At 72.4% G+C, this 17,387-nt stretch carries 18 protein-coding genes and 1 tRNA gene; 12 read left to right on the plus strand and 7 right to left on the minus strand.

The genetic code is table 11. The annotated features are described in order from the left end of the window. Positions 1 to 13 precede the first annotated feature (13 nt). Positions 14 to 721, minus strand: coding sequence for a transketolase (locus ABD207_RS12625; RefSeq protein ID WP_344012549.1), 708 nt, complete (start codon positions 719 to 721; stop codon positions 14 to 16). A gap of 127 nt (positions 722 to 848) precedes the next feature. Between ABD207_RS12625 and ABD207_RS12630 the strand changes: the two genes are divergently transcribed. The 9 genes from ABD207_RS12630 to ABD207_RS12670 all read left to right on the plus strand — a co-directional run bounded on the left by ABD207_RS12630 (position 849) and on the right by ABD207_RS12670 (position 9,198). Beyond that, positions 849 to 922, plus strand: a tRNA-Pro gene (locus ABD207_RS12630). Positions 923 to 1,187: 265 nt separating this feature from the next. Beyond that, entirely contained in the window at positions 1,188 to 2,162 is a 975-nt protein-coding gene (locus ABD207_RS12635; protein WP_344012551.1) for a hypothetical protein, read from the plus strand. 104 nt (positions 2,163 to 2,266) lie between these two features. Then, positions 2,267 to 2,737, plus strand: coding sequence for a hypothetical protein (locus tag ABD207_RS12640; protein ID WP_344012552.1), 471 nt, complete (start codon positions 2,267 to 2,269; stop codon positions 2,735 to 2,737). Between the two features lie 129 nt (positions 2,738 to 2,866). Next, complete coding sequence (locus ABD207_RS12645; protein ID WP_344012554.1) at positions 2,867 to 4,096, plus strand: sensor histidine kinase; 1,230 nt, start codon at positions 2,867 to 2,869, stop codon at positions 4,094 to 4,096. A 16-nt stretch (positions 4,097 to 4,112) separates the two neighbouring features. Beyond that, complete coding sequence (locus tag ABD207_RS12650) at positions 4,113 to 4,811, plus strand: response regulator (protein WP_344012556.1); 699 nt, start codon at positions 4,113 to 4,115, stop codon at positions 4,809 to 4,811. 185 nt (positions 4,812 to 4,996) lie between these two features. Then, on the plus strand, positions 4,997 to 6,247 hold the full coding sequence (locus tag ABD207_RS12655; protein WP_344012558.1) for an ABC transporter substrate-binding protein: 1,251 nt from the start codon (positions 4,997 to 4,999) through the stop codon (positions 6,245 to 6,247). After that, positions 6,244 to 7,152: a carbohydrate ABC transporter permease gene (locus ABD207_RS12660; protein ID WP_344012560.1), complete on the plus strand. Its 909-nt coding sequence runs from the start codon at positions 6,244 to 6,246 to the stop codon at positions 7,150 to 7,152. Before ABD207_RS12655 ends, ABD207_RS12660 begins: the two co-directional genes overlap by 4 nt. Then, entirely contained in the window at positions 7,152 to 7,985 is an 834-nt protein-coding gene (locus ABD207_RS12665; RefSeq protein ID WP_344012562.1) for a carbohydrate ABC transporter permease, read from the plus strand. The genes ABD207_RS12660 and ABD207_RS12665 overlap by 1 nt, the downstream gene beginning before the upstream one ends. A gap of 25 nt (positions 7,986 to 8,010) precedes the next feature. Next, positions 8,011 to 9,198 (plus strand): ABC transporter ATP-binding protein, encoded by a 1,188-nt coding sequence (locus ABD207_RS12670; RefSeq protein ID WP_344012563.1) that lies wholly within the window; start codon positions 8,011 to 8,013, stop codon positions 9,196 to 9,198. Between the two features lie 18 nt (positions 9,199 to 9,216). On the opposite strand, the gene ABD207_RS12675 is transcribed toward ABD207_RS12670, so the two are convergent. The 5 genes from ABD207_RS12675 to ABD207_RS12695 form a co-directional block, all read right to left on the minus strand. Next, positions 9,217 to 9,744 (minus strand): NUDIX hydrolase family protein, encoded by a 528-nt coding sequence (locus ABD207_RS12675; RefSeq protein WP_344005469.1) that lies wholly within the window; start codon positions 9,742 to 9,744, stop codon positions 9,217 to 9,219. 117 nt (positions 9,745 to 9,861) lie between these two features. After that, complete coding sequence (locus ABD207_RS12680) at positions 9,862 to 10,674, minus strand: SAM-dependent methyltransferase (RefSeq protein ID WP_344012564.1); 813 nt, start codon at positions 10,672 to 10,674, stop codon at positions 9,862 to 9,864. Between the two features lie 185 nt (positions 10,675 to 10,859). Further along, the gene (locus tag ABD207_RS12685) at positions 10,860 to 11,186 is read right to left on the minus strand and encodes a DUF3140 domain-containing protein (RefSeq protein ID WP_344012565.1); all 327 of its coding nucleotides are present in this window, start codon (positions 11,184 to 11,186) and stop codon (positions 10,860 to 10,862) included. Between the two features lie 52 nt (positions 11,187 to 11,238). After that, complete coding sequence (locus ABD207_RS12690) at positions 11,239 to 11,721, minus strand: Dps family protein (RefSeq protein WP_344012566.1); 483 nt, start codon at positions 11,719 to 11,721, stop codon at positions 11,239 to 11,241. A gap of 89 nt (positions 11,722 to 11,810) precedes the next feature. Then, positions 11,811 to 12,620 (minus strand): alpha/beta hydrolase, encoded by an 810-nt coding sequence (locus ABD207_RS12695; protein WP_344012567.1) that lies wholly within the window; start codon positions 12,618 to 12,620, stop codon positions 11,811 to 11,813. Between the two features lie 149 nt (positions 12,621 to 12,769). Between ABD207_RS12695 and ABD207_RS12700 the strand changes: the two genes are divergently transcribed. Further along, positions 12,770 to 13,957 carry a thiolase family protein gene (locus ABD207_RS12700; protein ID WP_344012568.1) on the plus strand — a complete coding sequence of 396 codons (1,188 nt, stop codon included), beginning with the start codon at positions 12,770 to 12,772 and terminating at the stop codon, positions 13,955 to 13,957. A 281-nt stretch (positions 13,958 to 14,238) separates the two neighbouring features. Continuing rightward, positions 14,239 to 15,006 (plus strand): sulfite exporter TauE/SafE family protein, encoded by a 768-nt coding sequence (locus tag ABD207_RS12705; RefSeq protein ID WP_344012570.1) that lies wholly within the window; start codon positions 14,239 to 14,241, stop codon positions 15,004 to 15,006. Positions 15,007 to 15,017: 11 nt separating this feature from the next. Here the strand turns inward: ABD207_RS12705 and ABD207_RS12710 are convergent, their stop codons facing one another. Further along, on the minus strand, positions 15,018 to 16,538 hold the full coding sequence (locus tag ABD207_RS12710; protein ID WP_344012571.1) for a diacylglycerol/lipid kinase family protein: 1,521 nt from the start codon (positions 16,536 to 16,538) through the stop codon (positions 15,018 to 15,020). Positions 16,539 to 16,627: 89 nt separating this feature from the next. Between ABD207_RS12710 and ABD207_RS12715 the strand changes: the two genes are divergently transcribed. After that, positions 16,628 to 17,380, plus strand: coding sequence for a cobalt-precorrin-6A reductase (locus ABD207_RS12715; RefSeq protein ID WP_344012573.1), 753 nt, complete (start codon positions 16,628 to 16,630; stop codon positions 17,378 to 17,380). Positions 17,381 to 17,387 lie beyond the last annotated feature (7 nt).

A 17,387-nucleotide genomic window follows, 5' to 3' on the forward strand; every position in this document is an offset into this window, starting at 1 on the left:
TGGTGGGGGAGCGTCAGGCGGGCTTCGGCTCGACCCGGGCCACCACCGCATGCGGCCGGCCCGGGTGCGGTGCGGTGAACGCGGCGTACAGCGCCTCGTGGTCGCGTCCGTCGACGGTGCGCGTCGACCAGCCGGCCGCCTCGAAGCGGGCCGCGATGCCGCCGGGCCGGGCGTGGCTGGCGGAGGAGTTGTCGATGACGACCACGTGCAGCCGGTCCAGGCCGGCCGGCCCGGCGAAGGCGATCGCCTCGTGGTTGCTGCCCTCGTCCAGCTCGGCGTCCCCGAGCAGCGTCCACACGCGCGGCTCGTTCAGCCCCTGCGCCCGCAGCCCCAGGGCCGTGCCCACCGCGATCGGCAGTCCGTGGCCCAGAGAGCCGCTCCCGATCTCCGCGCCCGGCACCAGCGTCCGGTCGGGATGGTGGCCGAGCGGGGAGTCGAAGGAGCCGAAGCCCGGCAGCCACTCCACCGGCAGGAAGCCCTTGGCGGCCAGCACCGCGTAGTACGCCATCGGCCCGTGCCCCTTGGACAGCAGGAACCGGTCGCGCTGCGGGTCGTCGGCCGTCCGCGGGCTCACCCGCAGCACGCGGTCGTACAGCACCCACAGCACGTCCAGCGTGGAGGTGGCGGCCGGCCCGTGCTTCTCGTCGCCGGTCATGAGACTCATCAGTCCGGGCACGTCCGCGTACCCGTACACACGCCTGGTTGCCTCGGTCGTCGTCATGACGACGATGCTGCAACCTCAACCAAACTTGAGGTCAAGCGGGAAAAGGAGTGCGCGATCACCACCGCGAGTGCGGTATGGTTTCCGTGCGCGTTCGGCCGGGGGAATCCCCAGGTCAGACGGGCAACGGGACGTGGCGCAGCTTGGTAGCGCACTTGACTGGGGGTCAAGGGGTCGCAGGTTCAAATCCTGTCGTCCCGACGTGCGAGAGTCGCAGTTCAGAGGCCGTACCGGATCTTCCGGGCGGCCTCTTCGCCATTCCCGGGCGCACCGGTTCTTCGTTCCCCGCCTCCCGGGGCGGGCAAGCCCCCTGCTGCAACCACGGTTGAGCCGGCCCGCCGGCATACCGCGAAGGTTTACCCCGACGATCAAACGGAGGTTTGACGATCCCGGACGGCCGGCGGCGTAGCTTCTGTGGCGAGCGAGGGGAACACCTCGCCGACGGGGGGCCGCAAGGGGGGCGGGCATGTTCTCGACCGTGAAGAGGAACGGGGGATTCAGGGCGAGGACACTGCTCGCCCCGCTCTGCGCGGCGCTGACCATGAGCACCGTCGTGCTGGCGGGGTGCGGGGGGCCGGCGGACCGGCCCCAGGCCGGGAAGGGGACGGCGGCTGCGGCAGCGCGGGCGGGGGAGGCCCGTGAGCTGACGGACGCCGAGCGGATCACGGTCGAACGCGGCGAGGAGATCCTGGTCGCCCGATGCATGCGCGAGCGCGGCTTCCGGTACTGGCCGGGCCCGGTCGCCGGCCTCGCCGACCGCCAGGGCCACGGCTATGTGCTCACCGATGTCGCATGGGCGAAACGGTACGGCTACGGCAGGGAACTCGAGGAGCGGGCACGGCGGGCGCGGCTGGAGGACCGCAACACCGCCTACACCGAGCGCCTGAACCGGCGGGACCTCGCCCGCTACAACAAGGCCCTCGACGGCACCCTCGAGAAGGATCCGCTGAAGGTGGAGCTGCCGCGGGGCGGCACGGTGTGGATGCCCCGCGACGGCTGCCGGGCGCGGGCGATGGCGGAGCTGTACGGCGATCTGCCCACCTGGTTCCGGGTGAAGAAGACGGTGCAGAGCCTCACCGCCCTCTACGCCCCGGACATCCTGGCCGACCCCCGCTTCAAACGCGCGGTCGGGGCCTGGTCCGCCTGCATGCGCAAGGCCGGTCACCCCTACGCCACCCCGCGCGAGATCCGCGAGCAACGGCCCCGGATCACCAGGGGCATGAGCCCCGAGGAGGCGCGGGCCACCGAAGTGAGGCTCGCCGTCGCGGAGGCGACCTGCGCCAACCGCACCCCGCTGGCGCGCACCGCACGCAGCCTGGAGAAGCGGCTGCGCGAGGAGAAGCTGCGCCCCTACCGCGACGACATCGCCACCTTCCAGCGGATGAGCCTCACCGCGCTCTCCCGCGCCCGGGCCCTGGAGGCCGACGCGGCAACGCCCTGACCGGGACGAGGACTTCCGCGGCGCCCGCGCCGCGGAACGCACCACCGAACACCACACGCGTCACACACGACGCATCGCACGACCGACTCGAAGGGGGAACTCTCATGCGCAAGATCTCCGCCGTCCTGACGGCGCTCGGCATCGCCTCGCTGAGCCTGGCCGTCCCGGCGGCCACCGCCCACGCGGCCGCACAGCCCGTCCACACCTGCAAGGACGCCTGGTACGGCGCGACCTCCGGCTACTTCTACGCCTATGACGGCATCAACTGCGTCGGCTTCCTGGGCAAGGCCTCCGGCAACGACTCCAACTGGGGCAACGGCTCGGGCCCGTTCCAGGGCGGCGACACCAACAAGGCCAGCTCCGTGCTGAACAAGGGCACCTCCGGCATGGCCGTGGCCGTCTACAACGGCACCGGCACCGACTGGGGCGGCGGCTACAGCTGCCTGGCCCGCTCCGAGTACTACGCGAGCAACCTCAGCGACGACAAGTTCAGCAGCGGCGCCGGAGTCAACAACGGCATCAGCTCGCACCGCTGGGCGTGGAACTCCGAGTGCTACGGCCACTTCCTGAAGTGAGGCGGGTTCCCGGCATGAGCGGAGGCGACTGCTGAAGTGATCCGAGGCGGGGCCGAAGGCACCGGCCCAGCGGGCCCCGGTCGTCGCGAAGCGGCGGCCGGGGCCCGGTCATGGCCGTACGCTGCGCCCGTGCGCTGGATCAAACGCCTGATCGATCGTCGGGAACCGTGGCTGGACGCCCTGATCGCCCTGGCCTTCACGACGGTGGCGGTCCTGGTGGGCCGCGATCCCGAGGGGACGGGATGGCGGCCCCAGGACGGCCTCGGCATCGCCGTCTCCTGTCTGGTCAACGCCCCGCTCGCCCTCCGCCGGCGCGCCCCGCTCACCGTCTTCCTGGTGAGCGGCTCGGCGTGGGTGCTGTTCATCACCCTCGGCTACTGGCCCGTGGTCAACTCCATGGGCCCGTTCCTCGCGCTGTACACGGTCGCCTCGCTGCGGCCCTTGCGCCCGGCCCTCGTCTGCACCGTGCTGGTGGGTGCCATCTGGGTGTACGCCGGCTGGCGCATCGGGCAGGCCACGCCCGCGGTCTTCGCCCAGGCGATCGTCTTCCCGGCCGTCGGCTGCCGCGTCGGCATCGCCGCGCAGATATCCGCCCGCCGCGCCGACCGGCTCGCCGAACTCGCCGAGCAGCTGCGGCGCGAGCAGCAGCACCGGATGCGCCGCGCCGTCGCCGAGGAGCAGCGGCGGATCGCCCGCGAGCTGCACGACATGGTCGCCCACCACATGTCGGTGATCAATGTGCAGTCGGGGCTCGCGAGTTATGTCTTCGGCTCGGAGCCGGAGACCGCCCGCGCGGCCCTGCGCACGATCACCGAGACCAGCAAGGAGGGGCTCGGCGAACTGCGCCGCATACTGACCCTGCTGCGCAGCGGCCCCGACGACACCGCGGACGAACCGTCCGGCGCCCTGGCGGAGACGGAGGCCGGGGCCGCCCCGTACGCGCCGATGCCGGGACTGTCCCGGCTCGGTGAGATGGCCGAGCGGGTCAGGGCCGCGGGGGTCCCGGTGGAGCTGCGCACCGAGGGCACTCCCCGGCCACTGGCGCCCGGAGTCGAACTGTGCGCCTACCGCGTGGTGCAGGAGGCCCTGACCAATGTGATCAAACACGCCCGCCCCGCCCGGGCCACGGTCGTCGTCGCCTACGGGCCCCGGGAGCTGACCGTCACGGTCACCGACGACGGGCGCCGGGGGGAACGACCACTTCAGGCCAATGTCCCGCCGTCCTCCGGGCACGGCTTGATCGGCATGAGCGAACGCGCAAGGCTCTACGGCGGCACCGTGGACATCGGTCCGCGCCCCGGCGGCGGATTCAGGGTGTGCCTCACCCTCCCCACCGCGGCGCCGGCCGCCGGGAGATGAGGAATTCGATACGCGGATGATCAGGGTGCTCGTGGTCGACGACCAGGACCTGATCCGCGCGGGGCTGGTCGCGCTGCTGCGCGCCGCACCCGGTGTGGAGGTCGTCGGGGAGGCCACCGACGGCGCTCAGGCGGTGTCCCTGGCCGCCCGCACCCGGCCCGACGTCGTCCTGATGGACATCCGCATGCCGGGCATGGACGGCATCGCCGCCACCGAGCGCATCCTCGCCGAGGCCGCCGCCGGATCCGGGACCCCGGAGGAGGGGGCCGGCCTGCCGCGCGTGCTGGTGCTCACCACCTTCGACCTCGACGAGTACGTCTACGCCGCGCTGCGCGCGGGGGCGTCCGGCTTCCTCCTGAAGGACACCGGACCGGAACGGCTGCTGGAGGCGGTCAGCGCGGTGGCACGCGGCGACATGCTCTTCGCCCCGAGCGTGACCCGCCGGCTCATCGAGGCCTACGTCCAGCGCGCGGAGCCGGTGCCGGACTCCCCGGCGTCCCTGGAGGCGCTCACCGCACGGGAGCGCGAGGTGCTGCGGCTGACCGCGCGCGGACTGTCCAACACCGAGATCGCCGAGCAGCTCTTCATCAGCGAGGCGACGGTCAAGACCCACCTGAACCGCACCATGACCAAGCTCGACCTGGGCAGCCGCGCCCAGGCCGTCGTCGTGGCCTACGAGACCGGCCTGGTGGTGCCCCGGGGCTCCGCGGGCTGACCACACGCCTGCCCCGAGGTGCATTCGGGCGAATCCTCCGGTCTTGCACTTGATGTTGTGCTGTGTCCTGTTTAGCGTTCGCCGAGTAAGCAGCACCGCGGGGTCCGACACCCGCGCCGCCGTCCCGGAAGCGAGGTGTGGAGCGCGTGCACGCGAGGTGCGGACGCCCCAGGAGGGCGCGGCGGATGCGGGCGGTCGTCGCGCTGACGCTGCTGGCCGCGACGCTCGCGGCCTGCGGCGACGACGACGGGGACTCCGGCGGCCGGACCACCATCAACTGGTACAACTTCCCCGACGACTCCGGCGCCCTGCAGAAGGCCGCCGACCGGTGCAGCAAGGCCTCCGGCGGCCGCTACCGCATCGTCTACAACAAGCTGCCCCGCGCCGCCGACGGCCAGCGCCAGCAGTTGGTCCGCCGCCTCGCCGCCGAGGACGACTCCATGGACGTCCTCGGCCTCGACGTCACCTGGGCCGCCGAGTTCGCCGAGGCCGGCTGGGTCCGCGAGTGGACCGGCGAGAGGAAGCGGCAGGCCACGGAGGGCACCCTGCGGGTGCCGATCCAGACGGCCACCTGGAAGGGCAAGCTGTACGCCGTCCCGTACAACACCAACACCCAGCTGCTGTGGTACCGCAAGGACCTGGTGCCCACCCCGCCGAAGACCTGGGCGGAGATGCTGGAGATGTCCCGCGAGCTGGCCCGGCAGCGCAAGCCGCACTTCGTGGAGATCCAGGGAGCCCAGTACGAGGGCCTCACCGTCTGGTTCAACACGCTCATCAGCAGCGCGGGTGGCTCCATCCTCAACGCCAGCGCCACCGAGCCCTCGCTCGGCCCCCCGGCCGTCCGCGCCGCCTCGATCATCCGGGAGCTGGCGAACTCCCCGGCCGCCGACCCCTCGCTGCCCAACCAGATGGAGGACGCCAACCGCCTCGCCATGGAGGCGGGAGTGGCCGCGTTCCAGCTCAACTACCCGTTCGTCTATCCCTCGATGAAGTCGAACAACCCGCAGCTGTTCAAGAACTTCGCCTGGGCGCCCTACCCGCGCGTCGACGCCGGACGGCCCACCCGGACCACCATCGGCGGCATCGACCTCGCCGTCAGCTCCTACTCCCGCCACCCCGACCTCGCCTTCGAGGCCGCGCTGTGCCTGCGCAACCGGGAGAACCAGCTCACCGCGGCGCTCGAGGGCGGCCTGCCGCCCACCCTGCGCGCCCTGTACGACGAGCCGGCGTTCCAGAAGGAGTACCCCTTCCACCGGGAGGTGCTGGCCTCGCTGCAGACGGCGAGCGTGCGGCCCCGGACCCCCGCCTACCAGAACGTGTCGATCGCCGTCTCGCACACGCTCTCCCCGCCCTCCGAGATCGAACCGGAGAGCTCCGTGGAGACCATCCGGGACCAGATCGACAAGGCCCTGCGATCCGAGGGTGTGATCCCGTGACCGACCGCCCACCGCGCGGCAAGGCGCTCTCGGAGGGTGCCCGGCAGGAGCGCCGCCTGGGCTGGCTGCTGTGCGCGCCGGCCGTGATCGTCATGCTCGCCGTGACCGCCTACCCCATCGGATACGCCGTCTACCTGTCCCTCCAGCGCTACGACCTGCGCTTCCCCGGCCGGGCCGAGTTCGTGGGCCTGGACAACTACGGGGCGGTGCTGTCCTCGCCGTTCTGGTGGGACGCCTTCTGGGTCACGCTGTTCATCACCGGCGTGTCCGTCGCCATCGAGCTGGTCCTCGGCATGGGCCTCGCGCTGGTGATGCACCGCACCCTCTTCTGGCGGGGCACCGTCCGCACCGCCATCCTCATCCCGTACGGCATCGTCACCGTCGTCGCCGCGTTCTCCTGGCAGTACGCCTGGACACCCGACCTCGGCTACCTCGCCGAACTGCTGCCCGAGGGCGACGCCCCGCTGACCGAGCAGTGGCCCGCCCTGTGGCTGATCATCCTCGCCGAGGTGTGGAAGACGACCCCGTTCATGGCGCTGCTGCTGCTCGCCGGCCTCGCCCTCGTCCCCGAGGAGACGCTGAAGGCCGCGATGGTCGACGGCGCCACCGCCTGGCAGCGGTTCGTCCGGGTCATGCTGCCCCTGATGAAACCGGCCATCCTCGTGGCGCTGCTCTTCCGCACCCTGGACGCCTTCCGGATCTTCGACAACATCTACATCCTCACCGCGGGCGCCCAGGACACCGGCTCCGTGTCCATCCTCGGCTACGACAACCTGTTCACCGCGCTGAACCTCGGCATCGGGTCGGCGATCTCGGTCCTGATCTTCATCTGTGTCGGGATCATCGCCTTCACCTTCGTCAAGCTGTTCGGCGCCGCCGCACCCGGCGCGGAGGTGAAGCGCTGATGGCCGCCGTCGGCAAGACCCACGCCACGCGATGGGCGATCGTCAATGTCGTCGTGGTGCTGTACGCCCTGTTCCCGGTGTGGTGGATCGCCGCGCTGTCGTTCAAGGACCCCAGCACCCTCACCGACGGCAGCTACGTCCCCACCGACTGGACCCTGGAGAACTACAAGGGCATCTTCGACACGTCCGAGTTCACCCGCGCCCTGATCAACTCCATCGGCATCGCCCTGATCGCCACCGTGATCGCGGTCATCCTCGGCACCATGGCCGCCTACGCGGTCGCCCGGCTGAGGTTCCCCGGCAAGAAGCTGCTGATCGGCATGTCGCTGCTCATCGCCATGTTCCCGCCGATCTCCCTGGTGTCGCCGCTGTTCAACATCGAGCGCATCATCGGCATCTTCGACACCTGGCCCGGCCTGATCATCCCGTACATGACCTTCTCGCTGCCGCTGGCGATCTACACCCTGTCGGCGTTCTTCCGGGAGATCCCCTGGGACCTGGAGAAGGCGGCCAAGGTCGACGGGGCGACGGCCGCGCAGGCGTTCCGCCTGGTCATCGTGCCGCTCGCGGCACCCGGCGTGTTCACCACCGCCATCCTCGTGTTCATCTTCTGCTGGAACGACTTCCTCTTCGCGATCTCGCTGACCTCCACCGAGTCCGCCCGGACGGTGCCGGCCGCGATCGCGTTCTTCACCGGCAGCTCCCAGTTCCAGCAACCCACCGGGTCGATCGCCGCCGCCGCCGTGGTGATCACCATCCCGATCATCGTGTTCGTCCTGCTCTTCCAGCGGCGGATCGTCGCCGGCCTCACGTCCGGCGCGGTCAAGGGATGAGTCCGAAGGCAAGGAGGCGCCCCCCATGGCCGAGATCGTCCTCGAGGGAGTCAGCAAGCGTTACCCCGACGGGTCCCTCGCCGTGCAGGGAGTGGACCTGGACATCGCCGACGGCGAGTTCGTGATCCTGGTCGGCCCGTCCGGCTGCGGCAAGTCCACCACGCTCAACATGATCGCCGGCCTTGAGGACATCACCGAGGGCACGCTGCGCATCGACGGCCGGGTCGTCAACGACCTCCCGCCCAAGGAACGCGACGTCGCCATGGTGTTCCAGAGCTACGCCCTCTACCCGCACATGAGCGTGCGGGAGAACATGGGCTTCCCGCTGCGCCTGGCCAAGGTCGACAAGGCGACCATCGACGCCAAGGTGGAGGAGGCCGCGCGGATCCTCGACCTCACCGACTTCCTGGACCGCAAGCCCTCGAACCTCTCCGGCGGCCAGCGCCAGCGGGTCGCCATGGGCCGGGCCATCGTGCGCGACCCCAAGGCGTTCCTGATGGACGAGCCGCTGTCCAACCTGGACGCCAAGCTCAGGGTGCAGATGCGCACCCAGATCTCCCGGCTGCAGCGGCGCCTGGGCACCACCACCGTGTACGTCACCCACGACCAGACCGAGGCGATGACCCTCGGCGACCGCGTCGTCGTGATGCGGCAGGGCGTGGTCCAGCAGGTCGGCACCCCCGCCGAGCTCTACGACCACCCGCGCAACCTGTTCGTGGCCGGCTTCATCGGCTCCCCGGCGATGAACTTCGTGCACGCCACCCTGGAGGCGGGCCGGCTGCGCACACCGCTCGGCGAGTTGCCGCTGCCGGACGCCGCGCGGCAGGCGCTGGAGCGGCAGAAGGCGCCCCGCGAGGTGATCCTGGGGCTGCGTCCCGAGGCCTTCGAGGACATCGCCCTCGCCCCGGACACGGGCGGCCCCACCGTCACCGCCACCGTGGACGTGCTGGAGTCGCTGGGCTCGGACGCGTACGTCTACTTCAGCGCCGAGGGCGGACCGGTGAGCACCGCCGAGCTGGACGAACTGGCCACCGAATCGGGTGCCCGCGACACCGGCGCCGGGGGCGCACAGCAGGTCGTGGCGCGGCTGAACGCCAGCACCCGGGCCCGCGAGGGCGCGCCGATCGAGCTGCGGGTGGACATGAGCAAGGCGCATGTCTTCGACCCGGCCACCGGCACCAACCTCACGCACCCGGAGAAGACCGGAACCTGAGCCGGGCGCGGGCCGTGGTCAGATCGCGCAGCCCGCGTGCGCCAGTGCCTGCTTCAGCAGCACCCCGTGCCCGCCCGGCATCTCGCTCTGCACCGCCTCCGACACGGCCTCCTGCGGGCTGAACCACACCAGGTCCAGCGCGTCCTGCCGGGGCCGGCAGTCGCCCGTCACCGGCACGATGTAGGCCAGCGACACCGCGTGCTGGCGCGGGTCGTGGAACGGGGTGACGCCCAGCGTGGGGAAGTACTCCGCGACCGTGAACGGCTGGAGCGAGGCCGGCACGCGGGGCAGCGCCACCGGGCCCAGGTCCTTCTCCAGATGCCGCAGCAGGGCGTCGCGCACCCGCTCGTGGTGCAGGACGCGGCCGGAGACGAGCGTCCGGCTGACCGTTCCGTCGGGGCCGATGCGCAGCAGCAGCCCGACGCTGGTGACTTCGCCGCTGTCGTCCACCCGCACCGGAACGGCCTCGACGTACAGGATCGGCATGCGGGCGCGGGCCGACTCCAGCTCGTCGGAGGTCAGCCAGCCGGGCGTGGTCTCGGTCATGTCAGACATTGCTTGATCATACTTTCGACGGTGCGGGACTGCGGTGAAGCCGGTCGTACACCCGGCGGCCGGCCGGTGCCCGGGCCCGTGCGGGGCGCGGACCCGGCCGGAGTGGGGTCAGGGTTTCACGCCCACCGCCCCGTACTGCGGTACCACGACGGCCGAGCCGGAGGCGGCACGCCACCGGGAGCAGGACACCAGGCCCGGCTCCACCAGTTCCAGGCCCTCGAAGAAGGCGGCGATCTCGGTGCCGCTGCGGGCGGTGATCGGGGGAGTGGCGTTCTTGTTCCAGAACTCCATCGCGGGGACCTGGAGTTCACCGCCGACCTCGGGGTCGAAGGTCGGGTGGGTGAGCACCAGGAAGCTGCCGGAGGGCACCGCGGCCATGACCCGGCGCACGATGTCACGGGCCTCGGCGGTGTCGAGGACGAAGTTGAGGATGCCCAGCATCATCACCGCGACCGGACGGTCGAGGTCGAGGGTGTTCGCGGCGCGCCTCAGGATCGCGTCGGGGTCGTGCACATCGGCGTCGATGTAGTCGGTGGCGCCGTCGCGGGTGCCGGTGAGCAGGGTGCGGGCGTGCGCCAGCACGATCGGGTCGTTGTCGACGTAGACGATCCGGGCGTCGGGCGCGATCCGCTGGGCGATCTCATGGGTGTTGTCCGCGGCCGGCAGTCCGGTGCCGATGTCGAGGAACTGCCGCACTCCGCGCTCCGCGGCCAGGTAGGTCACGGCCCGGCCCAGGAACTCCCGGTCCGCCCGGGCGATGTCCCGGATGATCGGGTTGATGGAGGCGACGTGGTCGCCGACCTTCTGGTCGACCTCGTAGTTGTCCTTGCCGCCGATCCAGTAGTTCCACACGCGCGCGTTGTGCGCCACACCGGTGTTCAGCCTGGCCGACCCGCTCGGCGGGGTGTGGCTCCCACTCACGTCTCTTCCTCTCCCTCACCCGTACGGCCGCGACCGGCCCTGCGGCCATTGTGCCGCGCGATGATCACATTGTCCCGGGAACGGAGGGGGAGGAGCGGGGCCTGGTCAACAGGACTGCCGGGTGGCCGAATTGGGTGGCGCCGGGACGAGCGCCCGCACGACGCGCTCGTCCCGGCCGTTCGTGCTCACGCCCGCAGCGGGTCGTGGCCGAGCGACATCAGGCGGTGCCGGCGGGCCGTGTCCTCGGCGGCCGGCCCGTGCCCGGGGCCGCGCTGCGCGTCCACGGCGTCCACGACCTCCCACATCACCTCGAGGTCGTCCTCGGTGAGGTCGGTGCGCCGCTTCTGCAGGACGGCCAGGACCCGCAGCCCGGTGGCCTCGCCCTCCGGCAGCGCTTCGGTGTGCTCGCCGGCCTCGGACACGTGCAGCCAGGCCGCGAGCTCCGACGACGTCATGTTCACCACGCGGTGGAACTCCTCCCACAGCGCGTCGAGTTCGAGGGCGTCGGCCATCGAGGGCTCCTTCCGTGCGTGCGGTGCCTGCGTCGGTGCCTGTGCGCCGCGGTCAGGTGCCGTCCGGGCCGTTGTCCGCCTCGAACATCCACCGCTGCTTCTCCAGGTCGGCGGTGATGGAGATCAGCAGGTCCTGGGTGACCAGGTCGGCCTTCTCGGTGGCGTCGATGCGCTCGCGCAGGCGGGCTACGGCCGTGCCGAGGGCGTCCGTCATCACCCGCACGGCCTCGGTGTCGCGCAGCAAGCCCTCGTCGGGCGCGGGCAGGGCGAACACCTTGGCGATGGTCTCCGGGCGGCCGTCCGGCGGCACGCCCAGCGCGGCGGCCCGCTCCGCCACCGTGTCGGCGTGGGTGCGCGCGGCGGTGACGACCTCGTCCAGCTGGAAGTGGACCGAGCGGAACCGCGGGCCCACGACGTTCCAGTGGGCCTGCTTGCCGATCAGCGACAGACCGAGAAGATCCACCAGGGTGTCCTGGAGAGCCTCGCAGGAGACCCGTCGGGCTTCCTCGGGCAGGGTGCTGCGCACAACAGTCATCAGTCAGTGGTCCTCGACTCGTCCATCCGGGCTGTGCGGGTGCCCCGGACCGGCGGTCACAAACCGGACGGCCGGCGCGTGGCAGCGGCTCAGCCTGCGAGAACGCCGTCCAGGAAGCGCGTCAGCGTCTCGTAAGCCTCCGCCTTGCAGGTCTCGTTGAAGACCTCGTGCCGGGCGCCGGGGAACACCCGCTCGGTCAGCTTTCCGCCGCTCAGCTGCTCCACGCCGATGCGGCTGCCGGGCAGCGGCACCAGCCGGTCGTCGTCGCCGTGCAGCCACAGCAACGGGAGCGGGCCGACGTCGCCCTCCTCGGTCACGGTGTCCAGCGTGCGGGCGAACGCCTCGACCGTCGGACGCTTCATCGGGCCGTGCCAGACCAGCGGGTCGGCCGCGTACGCCGCGCCGACCGCCGGGTCGCGGGAGAGCGCCGCCGGGCTGATCGGCGTGTCGGGGATCTCGTCCAGGGCGAGCAGCCGGCGCGGCAGCTCCCAGTCGCCGATCACCGGCGCCGAGAGCACCAGGGCGGCGAGCGACTCGCCGTACCGCTGGGCGTACCGGGCCGCGATCAGCCCGCCCATGGAGTGGCCGATCACCACCAGCGGCAGACCGGGGCGGTCCTCGTGCAGCCGCCGGGCGACGGCGTGCACATCGGTGACCACCTCCTCGAAGTCCTCGATCAGCACCCGCTCGCCCGCCGACTCGCCGTGCCCCATGTGATCGGGCCCGGCGACCAGGGCGCCGTGCCGGACGAGGAGCTCGGCGAGCGGGACGTACCGGCCGATGTGCTCGCCGTACCCGTGCACCACCAGCGCCAGGTACCGGGGACGGTCGCCGGACCACTCGCGGACCGCCAGCGTGCCGCGGGTGCCGGTGAGGTGGTAGGCACGGGCCTGGGGCATGGATCCTCCAGATCGTCCGGTGTGAGGCCGTCACGTCCTGAGGATCTTCCCAGCCGGCCGCCCCGCGGTCTATAGTTCGAAACTAGCGGTGCTAATTAAGAAGACACCGGACACGGCACAGCCCTCTGTTTCCGTCAGGAGTCCTCCTCGTGCGTCCCGTCCACTTCGCGGCCGCCCGCCGCACCCCCATCGGCAAGCTGCGCGGAGCCCTCTCCCCGGTCCGTCCGGACGACCTGGCCGCCGCCGTCATCCGAGGTCTGATCGCCGAGGTGCCCGCGCTGGACCCGGCCCGTGTGGACGACGTCTACTGGGGCGCCGCCAACCAGGCGGGCGAGGACAACCGCAACGTGGCCCGCATGGCGGCGCTGCTCGCCGGGCTCCCCGAGTCCGTGCCCGGCGCCACCGTCAACCGGCTGTGCGCCTCCGGTCTCGAGGCCGTCACCACCGCCGCCCGCACCATCGCCGCGGGCGAGGCCGACATCGTGATCGCGGGCGGCTCCGAGTCGATGAGCCGCGCCCCCTTCGTCCTGCCCCGCCCGGACGAGGCCCTGCCGCCGCGCATGGAGACCTTCGACACCCGGCTCGGCTGGCGGCTGGTCAACCCGGCGATGAAGGAACTGCACGGGCTGCTGTCCATGGGTGAGACCGCCGAGGAGGTTGCCGAGCGCTACGGCATCTCCCGTGAGCGGCAGGACGAGTTCGCGCTGCGCAGCCACCAGCGGGCGGCCGAGGCCCGCAAGAACGGCGTCTTCGACGACGAGCTGCTGCCCGTCGAGCGCCCCGACGGGGTGGTCGTGGACGCCGACGAGTGCATCCGCGAGGACACCTCGCTGGAGAAGCTGGCCCGGCTGAAGCCGGTGTTCCGCCAGGGCGGCTCCGTCACGGCGGGCAACGCCTCCCCGATGAACGACGGGGCGGCCGGACTGCTCCTGGTCAGCGAGGAGGCGCTGAACGACCTGGGCCTGGAGTCCCTCGGCCGCTATGTCGCCGGTGCCTCGGCGGGCGTCCACCCGGACGTCATGGGCATCGGGCCCGTCCCCGCCACCCGCAAGGTGCTGGCCCGTGCCGGCTGGACCATCGGCGACATCCAGGAGGCCGAGTTCAACGAGGCCTTCGCCGCACAGGCGCTCGCCTGCGTGGACCAGCTCGGCATCGACCCCGAGCTGGTCAACCCGACCGGCGGCGCCATCGCCCTCGGCCACCCCCTCGGCTGCTCCGGCGCGCGCATCCTGACGACCCTGCTGCACCGGATGCGGCGCACCGGGGCGGAGCGGGGGCTGGCGACGATGTGCGTCGGTGTCGGGCAGGGCAGCGCGGTGCTGGTCGAGCGCCACTGACGCCGGAAGCCCGCGGGCGGGCGCCTCGTACCCGGGGCGCCCGATGCCGACGGCCCCTGACGCCGGAGGCGCCTGATGCCGACGGCCCCTGACGCCGGAGGCGCCTGATGCCGACGGCCCCTGACGCCGGAGGCGCCTGATGCCGACGGCCCGTGACACCGGGGGCGCCTGATGTCGACGGCCCCTGACGCCGGGGCGCCCGACGTCAGGGGCGGGCGCCGGCCCGGTCCCTGAGACGGTTCTTCCGGGGGCTGCTTGTCAGGACATAACATCAGCCTCGCATGGACACGATCACGCAGCTCACCGGGTGGGAGTTCGCCGCACTGGCCTTCGCCGCCTGCCTGGTCGGCTTCTCCAAGACGGCCGTCAGCGGGGCCAACACCGTCAGCCTCGCCGTCTTCGCCGCGGTGCTGCCCGCCCGGGCCTCCACCGGTGTGCTGCTGCCCATCCTGATCGCCGGTGATGTGCTCGCCGTGCTCACCTACCGCCGGCACGCCCACTGGCCCACGCTGTGGCGGCTGTTCCCGGCCGTCGCGGCCGGTGTCGTGGTCGGCACCGTCTTCCTCACCTGGGCCGACGACCAGGCGGTCCGCATGTCGATCGGGGCGATCCTGCTGCTGATGGCGGGGGTGACGGTGTGGCGGCGGCGCCGCGCCGAGCGCGAGGAGGAACCGGAGGCGGTCACCACCCGGGCGGGCCGGATCAAGGCCCGCTCCTACGGCGTCCTCGGCGGCTTCACCACCATGGTCGCCAACGCGGGCGGCCCGGTGATGTCGATGTATCTGCTCTCCGCGGGCTTCCGGAAGCTGGGCTTCCTGGGCACCTCGGCCTTCTTCTTCCTGATCGTCAACACGTCCAAGGTGCCGTTCAGCGCGGGACTGGGGCTGATCGACGCCGGGTCGCTGCTGCTGGACGCGGTGCTGGTGCTGTTCGTGGTGCCCGGCGCGCTGATCGGCACATGGGCCGTGGACCGGATCGATCAGCGGCTGTTCGAGCAGCTGGTGATCGCGGCGACGGTGGTGGGCGGACTGCAGCTGCTGCTGCGCTGAGCCGCCGCCCGTCAGCCGGCCCGATCGGAGGAACCCGCGGGTCCGATGCCGCCGGACGGTCCGTTCCATCCGCTCGATCCGCTCGGCCCGCTCGGTCCGCTCGGTCCGCTCGGTCCGCTCGGTCCGCTCGGTCCGCTCGGCCCGCTCGATCCGCTCGGTCCGCTCGGCCCGCTCGGCCCAGTCGGCCCGGGCTCCCGGTGACGCCGGTGCGGCGCGGCCGTGCGGCCCACCGTCGCCGCCAGCTTGCGCAGCCGGCGCCAGTTCAGCCCCGTGGGGCGGGTGGCGCCGGGCCGCTTGCGCGGGACCCGGACCCGCAGCGCGCCCGGCGCGATCCGGCACACCACCGGCGCCGGCAGGACCAGGGCCTCCCCGTCCAGACCGACCTCGATCTCCTCGCGGTCGCCCTCGACGACCACCTCCCGCGCGGTGGTCTTGGTGAGCCCGCTCGGCTCGGGCCCGAACAGCAGCGCGGCGAAGTCGACCGCGCCCTCCAGCTTCACCCCGAGGACCCCGAGCACCCCCGTGTCGAGCCGGTCGCGCCGGCCGAGGCCGAAGGGGTCGTCGGTGCGGTACGGGTTGTTGCTGACCAGCACGGCCTGCGGAGCGTGGATCACCGTGTCGCCGGCGCGGGCCGTCAGCCGGGGCCCCTGCTGGCCGGTGAGCAGATCGGGCAGCATCTCCAGGCTGGTGCCGATCTTGTCGTCGCGGTAGGCGGGGCTCTGCACCAGGGCCGCGTACGCGCCGAAGGAGGCGTTGTTGACGAACGGCCGGTCCGCCGCGAAGCCCAGGTCGACCCGCAGCTCCACCCCGTCGTGGAGCGCGTCCAGGCAGGAGGCCGGGTCGCCGCGGTCCAGGCCCAGGTCCAGGGCGAAATGGTTGCGGGTGCCGGCGCTGATCACCAGGAACGGCACATCGTGCTCGGCGGCGACGGCCGCGACCAGCGCCTGGGTGCCGTCACCGCCGGCAGCGCCCAGCAGATCCGCGCCGTCCGCGACGGCGGCCCGCGCCAGCTCGGTGACGTCGTCCTTCTCCGGGTCCAGGAGCACCACCCGGGCACCCAGCCGCTCGGCCTTCTCCCGCAGCCCGAAGCGGCCCACCTTGCCGCCGCCCGACCGCGGATTCATGATCAGCACCGGGCGCCTGGGCGGCGGTGCGCGCCGCTCCCGAGCCGAGCGCCCGGTGCCCTCCGTGCCGCGGAGCGCGAAGCGGCCGCTCCACACCGCGACTCCCCACAGCGCCAGCGACACCAGCAGCGCCCAGAACAGGGCGGCGGCGAACAGCGCGACCACGGCCGCCGGCACACAGACGGCGACCAGCGCCGCCAGCCACCTGAGCGGCCCGCGCAGGGTCAGTGTCCACCACACCGCGGCCGCGCTCACCCCCAGCGCGGCGACCCCGCAGATCAGCAGCAGCAGACCGCGCCACCCGCCGTACACCAGGGGGATCAGCACGGCGGCCGTGGCCGAGGCCAGCGCCGCGCGGGCGGCCCATCGCTGGACGCGGTAGGCCCGCCTGCTCAGGTCCACGGCCATGACTCCTCCAGTCGCCGGCGCCATCGTAGGCCGCACCGGCCCGCACCCGGCCCGACGCCAACCGCCGCTTGCCCTCTACGCTCACCCTCATGTCTGCCCATGTCCTGGTCCTCGGCGGCACCGGTGAGGCCCGCGCACTCGCGGCCGCGCTGGCCTCCCGCCCCGGAATCAGGGTCACCACCTCGCTCGCCGGACGCGTGACCCGGCCGCGCGCCCTCCCCGGTGAGGTGCGGGTGGGCGGATTCGGCGGCGTACCGGGGCTGGCCGCATGGCTGAGCGAGCAGGAGGTGCGCGCGGTGCTCGACGCCACGCATCCCTTCGCCGCGGCCATCACCGGCCACGCGGCGCGGGCCGCCGCACTGACCGGGGTGCCCCTGGTGGTGCTGCGCCGGCCGGGCTGGCGTCCCGGCCCCGGCGACCGCTGGCACCCCGTCCCCTCACTGGACGACGCCGCGGACCTGCTGCCCCGGCTCGGGCGGCGGGTGTTCCTCACCACCGGACGGCTCGGCCTCGCCGCCTTCGCCCACCTGACCGAACTGCACTTCCTCGTACGGTCGGTGGAGCCCCCGGAGCCCCCCGTGCCGCCGCACACGCACACCCTGACCGCCCGCGGCCCGTTCACCCTCGCCGACGAGACCGCCCTGCTGCGCGAGCACCGCATCGACGTGCTGGTCACCAAGGACAGCGGCGGCGAGGCCACCTCCGCCAAACTCACCGCCGCCCGCGAACTCGGGCTGCCGGTGGTGCTGGTCCGCCGCCCGCCCCTGCCGCAGGGGGTGACGGCGGTCCCGGACGTCGCCACCGCCCTGGACCACCTGCGGTCGGTCCTGACGGAGGGCTGAGGCTCCC

Origin of the sequence: Streptomyces thermospinosisporus (genome assembly GCF_039526425.1) — a bacterium.
GTDB classification, from domain to species: domain Bacteria; phylum Actinomycetota; class Actinomycetes; order Streptomycetales; family Streptomycetaceae; genus Streptomyces; species Streptomyces thermocarboxydovorans.

What these genes read in the sequence shown, in the direction of transcription:
- ABD207_RS12625 (WP_344012549.1), bottom strand. Translation starts at nt 721, where the DNA reads ATGACGACGACCGAGGCAACCAGGCGTGTGTACGGGTACGCGGACGTG.
- ABD207_RS12635 (WP_344012551.1), top strand. Translation starts at nt 1,188, where the DNA reads ATGTTCTCGACCGTGAAGAGGAACGGGGGATTCAGGGCGAGGACACTG.
- ABD207_RS12640 (WP_344012552.1), top strand. Translation starts at nt 2,267, where the DNA reads ATGCGCAAGATCTCCGCCGTCCTGACGGCGCTCGGCATCGCCTCGCTG.
- ABD207_RS12650 (WP_344012556.1), top strand. Translation starts at nt 4,113, where the DNA reads ATGATCAGGGTGCTCGTGGTCGACGACCAGGACCTGATCCGCGCGGGG.
- ABD207_RS12655 (WP_344012558.1), top strand. Translation starts at nt 4,997, where the DNA reads ATGCGGGCGGTCGTCGCGCTGACGCTGCTGGCCGCGACGCTCGCGGCC.
- ABD207_RS12665 (WP_344012562.1), top strand. Translation starts at nt 7,152, where the DNA reads ATGGCCGCCGTCGGCAAGACCCACGCCACGCGATGGGCGATCGTCAAT.
- ABD207_RS12670 (WP_344012563.1), top strand. Translation starts at nt 8,011, where the DNA reads ATGGCCGAGATCGTCCTCGAGGGAGTCAGCAAGCGTTACCCCGACGGG.
- ABD207_RS12675 (WP_344005469.1), bottom strand. Translation starts at nt 9,744, where the DNA reads ATGACCGAGACCACGCCCGGCTGGCTGACCTCCGACGAGCTGGAGTCG.
- ABD207_RS12685 (WP_344012565.1), bottom strand. Translation starts at nt 11,186, where the DNA reads ATGGCCGACGCCCTCGAACTCGACGCGCTGTGGGAGGAGTTCCACCGC.
- ABD207_RS12690 (WP_344012566.1), bottom strand. Translation starts at nt 11,721, where the DNA reads ATGACTGTTGTGCGCAGCACCCTGCCCGAGGAAGCCCGACGGGTCTCC.
- ABD207_RS12695 (WP_344012567.1), bottom strand. Translation starts at nt 12,620, where the DNA reads ATGCCCCAGGCCCGTGCCTACCACCTCACCGGCACCCGCGGCACGCTG.
- ABD207_RS12705 (WP_344012570.1), top strand. Translation starts at nt 14,239, where the DNA reads ATGGACACGATCACGCAGCTCACCGGGTGGGAGTTCGCCGCACTGGCC.
- ABD207_RS12710 (WP_344012571.1), bottom strand. Translation starts at nt 16,538, where the DNA reads ATGGCCGTGGACCTGAGCAGGCGGGCCTACCGCGTCCAGCGATGGGCC.
- ABD207_RS12715 (WP_344012573.1), top strand. Translation starts at nt 16,628, where the DNA reads ATGTCTGCCCATGTCCTGGTCCTCGGCGGCACCGGTGAGGCCCGCGCA.